The sequence below is a fragment of the Pseudomonas sp. AIG genome (assembly GCF_977020205.1).
On the sequence record NZ_CDROCK010000100.1, the window covers coordinates 1 to 6,300 of the forward strand.

Consider the following 6,300-nt stretch of genomic DNA (forward strand, 5'->3'; position numbering starts at 1 on the left):
TGGTAATCAGTTTGTACACGTTGCCGTTGATGGCGGCCGACTGCACCACAATGCCTTTTTCCAACTCCATGACGCCGTCCGGCAAGGCTCGGGTAAACAGCAATTTACCGCGGGCTTTGGTGGCGCCTTTGCGCTCGACGTTGACCGCCCAAGCGAGCATGTCCAGCCAGGCGTCTACAGCCGTTTTGACAAAGAAGTTCGGCAGCACCGTCAGGCACAGAAAGTCCAACAACCACAACACCGGTTTGGTCACTAGCGCGGTCATCACCCGCCAGAACGGCGAATAACTGCTGGTGTTGGCCACCTTCGCGCCCTGGGCTTCCACTTCCTTTTCCCACGCAGCTTTCAAACCGGCCTCGGTGGTCGGGATGCCGGCGTCGGCGATCACCTTCTTAAAATCGACCTGGCTCACAGACTTACCTCAATCGAACCGAATTTCAGGGTTTTCGCAGTGACCAGGTACACACCTGGTTCCTGCTGGGTGATGCGTGCCGTACCGGGCACCAGGCGCTGGTCGTCCTCCACCAACAATTCCAGTTGCTGGATGCAGTCGCGCTGTCGCAGCCGATCGCGCTCGGCCACCAGTGTCACCAGCAACCCGCTGTCGCGGATCATGTGAGCGATGTCCTGCGCGATGCAGGCGCGGTCATCGACCAGCAGCGGCTGGTGTGACGGATCCAGTGCCAGGTCGTTGTCGATGATCAGCAGATCCACGTACTCACTCATCCGCCGACCGCCATTGCGACCATGTTTTCCATCTCCAGCGGCGTCATGGTCTTGCCCGTGTGAATGTTCACGTTCTCAACATGCGTGCCCTTGTTCTGGCTGCTGTTGTTGTTCTGGATACTGGTCAGCAGACCACCGGGCGGCACCGCTGAAGGGCGCGCCGGTGAAAGGCTGGGGATTGCCGCGTTGATGGTCTGCTGGGCTTTCTGCGCGGCATTGGCGGTGTCAGCGGCATTGGTCGCGGCATCGACGCCAGGCACTTCAGGCATACCGCCAAAGCGCGCTTCGATGTTCACGCCCGGGATGCTGTTCAGCAGCTCGATCACACCGTTAACAGCCTTGGTGAAAATGCCGACGATGCTGTCCCAAGCAGCCTTGGCCATGCCGGACCAGCCGCCCATGGAGTTAAACCAGTCGGACAGCTTCTGGAGCTTGTCCGCGACGAACTGGAACGCGGCTGTGTTCATTAGGGCGGACGTCCATTCGTCCCAGTAGTGAACCGCCGCGACAATGACCGCCACCAGGGCGAGAACCCCGGCCACGATCCACACCATCGGGTTGGCCAGCAGCGCCGCGTTGACCAGCCAGATCGCGCCCTGCCATAGCAGCATGGCGCCGCGAACCAGTGCTAGACCGGCGCTGAGCGTGTAGATCACGGCCATGTAAGCCAGGATCGCCAGTTTCTGCAAAATGAAGCCGGCAACGGTGCGCAGGTTGAGCATCTGGACGACCTTCCACACTGATACCAGGCCCATCCAGGTCATGCGTGAGATACCCACCACCAAAGTCAGCAGCGACATGGCACCGACGATCGCCATGATCGTCAGCGCGGTGATTCCAATTACCCGGGTGATGTTGGGAAATAGCTGGGACCAGCGCACCAATGTTTTGCCGATATCCACCATCTTGTTCATGAAGGGCGTCAGTACCGGGATCAGCACTTGGCCAAACACCACCCGCATGACCTCGACCAGTGACGCCCATTGCTGCCAGGGATCGACCATGCCCCGGGCCATTTGCTCGGCATTCTCCAGGCCGCGCACTTTGCCCAACTGCTCGATGCCGTTGCGCAATCGGTCGGTGTCCTTGGCCAGCGCGCCGATCACCTGGGCGCCTTCGCCGCCGAAAGCCTCCATCAGCTTGGCGCCGGCGGACGCGCTGGTCAGGTCGCCGAACTTGCCCTGGAGCTTGTCCAGGATGGCCATCATCGGCAGGACCTTGCCCTGTTGGTCGGTGAACTTCATGCCGAGCTTTTCCGACGCAGCGCCGATGTTCTCGAAGAACGCTTTGTAGCGTCCGCCGGCGTCGCCGCCTTCCATGGTGCTGCTGAGCGTGCCGATCACCGCCATCTGTTCGGCAAGATCGACGCCGGATGTGGTGGCGATCGCGCCGGCTTCCTTGAACGCATCTTTCATCGCCGCGCCGCTGGTGCGAAACAGCTGCACAGCCAGCGCCGTTTGCCCGCCGAGCTTTTCTACCCACGCGCCTTTCCCCATCGCGTCGGCTTGGGACTTTTGCAGGTTGTAGAGCGTGCCGACGTATTCGCCCATGGTTTCGGCGTCGGACTTGGTGGCCTTGGCCAGAAGGTTGCTGGTGTTGGTAAAGGTGGCGAGCTGGTTGCCGGCGAGTCCCTTAATTGCGCCCTCGATCAAGTACGCCGACGCTACAAAGTCCTTGGCGTTTTCACCGTAATTCACAGCGAACTCCAAAGATTTTTTGTTCAGTGCAGTCAAGGCGTCGTCGGCCACGCCCAGCGATCGGACATCGCCCAGGGCACGATTGACCTCCAACGCCGGCGCCATGGCCTGTTGAATCCCGACGACCGCCGCCGTCACACCGCCCATGCCCAAGCCGATCGTTTTAATGTGCTTTTCGCTTTGATCAGCAAGCTCGGAAAAGCCCATTTTCACCTTGCCCAGCGGCGCGGTGACCTTGTCCTGCAAGCTGAGAATGAAAGCCAGGCTGGCGCTACGGTCTGCCAAAGTCGTTATCCGTTCAGCGCAAGGGCGATGCCGTTAGCCACGGCGAACTCCATGCGTTTCCAGTATTCGTCCTCCAACCACTTGGCGGTTCCCATCGCCTCGGGCGTGGGTTCCGTACCAGGTAGCCATCGGTTCGTCAGGGCCATGAGCTGGCCCAAGCCGTTTTCGCTTAGGCGCTCAGCGTGCTCGTGCGCTTTTTTACGATCACCTCAACGTTCGGCGCGTACTCCTCGAGCAGCGCGCCGGCGATCTGCATCACCATTACCGGGTTGGCCAGCAACGGTTTCAACGTGGCCTTTTCCTCTTGCTTGACGGTGGTCATCAACAGGTTGTTGCCTGGGGCGACCTTGTTGGTTTGGGTCAGGGCGTTGAAATACTTGGTGACGTCAGCCGGGGTCAGGTTGAAGGTGAATTCCGCTTCGCCGACTTCCAGGGTGATTTCGGTGTTGTTCTGTTGGCTCATGGGGTTGGTCTCTTGTAGAGGTTGGGAAAAGTGGTGTCCTGGGGTGCTGGCGATCGCAGGCACACGCCACGGGCGTATTGCTGGAGTCCGAGAATCATTTGCCGGCTTAGGGCCAGCTGATTACGGAGGGTGAAATAATCCGGTCGAGCGTCTGTTGCGAGTTCGGCGCGTCCTGCATCAGCCACGCGGGCGGTGCCGGCGGCGGCGGGCACAGATCCGGCGTCGGGACAGGTGGCTCGGACATGCAGCCGGCCAGTGCCACCGCCAACAGCGCGGCGCAGGCGCTCGTTTTCAGTGAGTGCATCGGTCAATTCCTTGGTGTTTCGTTGGTCGATCGCGTCCCGCTCGGCGAGCATTTCGCCGCTGATTCGGGCCGCTTCGCGCAACCCGACGACCTCCGTTTTCAGGCCTTTCAAGTCTTTCAGCGCTTCATCACGTTGATCCACAACCCGGATGAACCAATACAAGGGCACCAGGGCAGTAATCAGCATCACGATCAGCGCGAGCCGTAGCGGTGGAATCGTCATTTCAGACAAACCTCCACTTCAGCCAGCCGGCGGTTGTGCAGGCCTGGAACAAAGTGCTTGCGGCCCTGGGCGTCGGTCACATAAGCCCATACCGGCGTCTTGCCGTCCGGCGCCCATGCCAAAGCGTTGCAGCCCTCGGCGATCCGGCCGGCGTTGATAAGCGCGACCGCTCGACTGGCGCAGGTGCTGGTCACACCGAAGTTGTGGCCGTGACTGGTGAGGGCGTCGAACGTGTTCTGGCTGGCATTCGGGTTGGTGATGCACTCGGCAAGCTGCAACTGCGTTTTGCGGATCACCAGTTGCTCCACCTCGGCGCACTTGGCGGGTGACCAGTAGTCGCCAACGATGACCGGATATGGGCTGGTAAACCGAGTGATGCCCTTGCAAACCGTGGGTAGTCCCCCGGCGAGCTTGTCCGCATAAACGGTGTTCTGGCCGTTGCCTTCCCAAGTGCCCAGGAAGATCACCAACGGAGCGCTGGCCAGCGCAATCACACCGGCCTGAACCCTGCCGCGCAGGCTCATGGGAACCACGCTCGCAACAGTGCCGGCACGACCATTTGCAGCACGGAAGCGACCACCGTGAGAATGGTCAGCAAGCGGCCGACCTTCGCGCCGATGTCGTTCACCGCGACCGTCAGGGTCTGCTGACCAGCGTTCAGTTCCGACAGTTGCCCGGCCATATGTTCAAACCCTTGTTCCAGTTTGGTCACGCGGGTTGGCACGGTTTCGTGGCGGTCTTCCAGCTCGCCCAGCCTGTGTTCGAAGACAGCGAATTTCTGTTCCAGCGCTCCAAGGCGCAAGGCGTCAGTGGTCATCAGCGTTTACTCTGCTCAAAGCCCGTTTGGCACGGGACGCACCGCGTTTTACCGCCCAGTGCCTGCCGCGCCGGCGGGATCTCGTTGTCGCAGTCCTGGCAATGGGTCAGGCTCGGCCCGGCCGGCACAGGTGTCAGCAACTGGGCTTTGATCGCCTGGTCGCGTTGGCGCTGCTCCAGCTCCTGGGCGCGGTCGAACCAATCCACCATTAACGGATCCCCTCGATCTCGGTAGCGTCGAGGTACGGAACGCCGTTGATGTGAATAAAGTCCGGACTGGTGACGTCAAACGGCACCTTGTGCTTGGTCTTCTCGCCACCTTTGGGATCGATCGACAGCAAGCTGGAGATCTTCACCTTGCAGCCGAAGGCCTCCACGCGCAGTTCCTCGTCCTCGCCGGCCTTGGCGAAGAACACCGCATCGAACGGCTTGAGCTTGCGAAAGCTCCCGGCCGATCGCGCCGCATCGATCAGCAACTGGAAGTTGGAGCTGTCCAGTTCCAGTTCGCCCGCAGCGGCCACGTCGCCCTCCACGTAGCCGTCAGGCACGCCCCGGGTTTGGGCCACGGCCGAGTTGTCGGTGATGTCCAGGGTGCAGCTCTCGACGTGCAGCGACAGATCGCCCAGGCTCACGTCGAAGTTCTTGCCGCCAATTTTTGCCATGGGGCGTTACTCCGCTTTGTCAGTGGAAAGATCCAGGGCGATATTCGCCGTGAGGTCTTTCGGGCAGTTGAGGGGTTTGAGCTTGATGAAGGCCGCGACTTTGGTTTTGCTCTGCCACTCCAGCACCAGGTCGCCGTCTTTCGGCGGCTCGATGTCACCGGGGAACACCTCGCCGTTGAACTTGATGGACTTGGCCATCGCACGCAGTGGCGCCATCAGTTGGTTGGTGTTCACCGCCATGCTGTTGGGCGTGCTGTTCAAGCGGCGATCGGCGACACGGCGGATCAGCAGCGGGCGAATCAGCCGAGCGGCTTTGTCGGTGATGCGCAGGTATTCCACGACTTGAAAGTCACTGCCTGGGGTGTCCAGCATGTTGCAGTCACCCCAGTACACGCCTGGATAGTCTGGGTAGGTCTGAGTGACCGAGAACCGCGCCCGATCCAGTTCGCTGCGCACAGCGGACGGCAGCGGTATCAGCTCCATATCGATAGGCACGTCGCCAAGCCCCAACACCGGCCCGGTAGCCACGCGCATTGGACTATCCGCGATGCTGACTGCCGAATTCGCCAAGCGACCAGCCAGCACGCCCAGGTCATTACCGTGCAGTTGCGGCACCGGTGAAACGCGCGGCGCTGCCAGACCCGCTACCAACGCTTTTTGCTCGCTCAGGTACTGCGCCCAGGTCTGGTCGACGGCGATGCCGGCAGTGCTTGCCAGAAAGAAAACACGACGGCCGTAGGTGTTGTTCAGGGCGACGGCCGCGTCATTCATGGCCGATAGTTCGTCACCCTTCGCGACAGGCTTGGTGACGATGACCGCTTCCACCGACACCCCTTGTTGCTGGGTTTTCTCCAGAGCGGTGGCCCAGTCGCCTTCGAAGCCGATCGGGGCCGCCATGCATGCCCAGCGCTGGCCACCGTTCAAACGTGCGGCGGTGATTTGGGTTTTCAGATCGCTCGCCGGGACGCCCAGGGCGGCGTCCAGATCGCTGTCGGTGTTCAGCGGAATGACCTGGCCGACGTTTTTGGCGGCGGGGCCGATGAAAAGAAAGTAACGCTCAACCTCGGTGACGGCGCCCTGGCCTAGATTGAGATTGTCGACGGTGACTTGACCGAGTGCCATGC

General features: G+C 61.1%; 10 protein-coding genes and 1 pseudogene. All 11 read right to left on the reverse strand.

All coding sequences use genetic code 11. From position 1 onward, the window contains the following. Positions 1–412 (reverse strand): annotated as a pseudogene (locus tag ACWR1S_RS30355) (baseplate J/gp47 family protein); the annotation flags it as partial. Next, positions 409–726 carry a DUF2590 family protein gene (locus ACWR1S_RS30360; protein WP_454566079.1) on the reverse strand — a complete coding sequence of 106 codons (318 nt, stop codon included), beginning with the start codon at positions 724–726 and terminating at the stop codon, positions 409–411. The pseudogene ACWR1S_RS30355 and the gene ACWR1S_RS30360, both read right to left, overlap by 4 nt. Further along, positions 723–2,708 carry a phage tail tape measure protein gene (locus tag ACWR1S_RS30365; protein ID WP_454566080.1) on the reverse strand — a complete coding sequence of 662 codons (1,986 nt, stop codon included), beginning with the start codon at positions 2,706–2,708 and terminating at the stop codon, positions 723–725. Before ACWR1S_RS30365 ends, ACWR1S_RS30360 begins: the two co-directional genes overlap by 4 nt. 5 nt (positions 2,709–2,713) lie before the next feature. Continuing rightward, the gene (locus tag ACWR1S_RS30370) at positions 2,714–2,854 is read right to left on the reverse strand and encodes a DUF6890 family protein (RefSeq protein ID WP_177433972.1); all 141 of its coding nucleotides are present in this window, start codon (positions 2,852–2,854) and stop codon (positions 2,714–2,716) included. Between the two features lie 23 nt (positions 2,855–2,877). Beyond that, complete coding sequence (locus ACWR1S_RS30375; RefSeq protein ID WP_280074515.1) at positions 2,878–3,171, reverse strand: putative phage tail assembly chaperone; 294 nt, start codon at positions 3,169–3,171, stop codon at positions 2,878–2,880. Then, on the reverse strand, positions 3,168–3,698 hold the full coding sequence (locus ACWR1S_RS30380; protein WP_454566081.1) for a lysis protein: 531 nt from the start codon (positions 3,696–3,698) through the stop codon (positions 3,168–3,170). The genes ACWR1S_RS30375 and ACWR1S_RS30380 overlap by 4 nt, the downstream gene beginning before the upstream one ends. After that, the gene (locus ACWR1S_RS30385) at positions 3,695–4,222 is read right to left on the reverse strand and encodes a lysozyme (protein WP_454566082.1); all 528 of its coding nucleotides are present in this window, start codon (positions 4,220–4,222) and stop codon (positions 3,695–3,697) included. The genes ACWR1S_RS30380 and ACWR1S_RS30385 overlap by 4 nt, the downstream gene beginning before the upstream one ends. Further along, positions 4,219–4,515, reverse strand: a complete 297-nt coding sequence (locus tag ACWR1S_RS30390) for a hypothetical protein (RefSeq protein ID WP_261737279.1) — start codon at positions 4,513–4,515, stop codon at positions 4,219–4,221. The genes ACWR1S_RS30385 and ACWR1S_RS30390 overlap by 4 nt, the downstream gene beginning before the upstream one ends. Further along, positions 4,515–4,724, reverse strand: coding sequence for a TraR/DksA family transcriptional regulator (locus tag ACWR1S_RS30395; RefSeq protein ID WP_454566083.1), 210 nt, complete (start codon positions 4,722–4,724; stop codon positions 4,515–4,517). The genes ACWR1S_RS30390 and ACWR1S_RS30395 overlap by 1 nt, the downstream gene beginning before the upstream one ends. Further along, the gene (locus ACWR1S_RS30400) at positions 4,724–5,176 is read right to left on the reverse strand and encodes a phage protein (protein ID WP_039756525.1); all 453 of its coding nucleotides are present in this window, start codon (positions 5,174–5,176) and stop codon (positions 4,724–4,726) included. The genes ACWR1S_RS30395 and ACWR1S_RS30400 overlap by 1 nt, the downstream gene beginning before the upstream one ends. A gap of 6 nt (positions 5,177–5,182) precedes the next feature. Then, positions 5,183–6,298, reverse strand: coding sequence for a DUF2586 domain-containing protein (locus tag ACWR1S_RS30405; protein ID WP_454566084.1), 1,116 nt, complete (start codon positions 6,296–6,298; stop codon positions 5,183–5,185). Between the last annotated feature and the right edge of the window lie 2 nt (positions 6,299–6,300).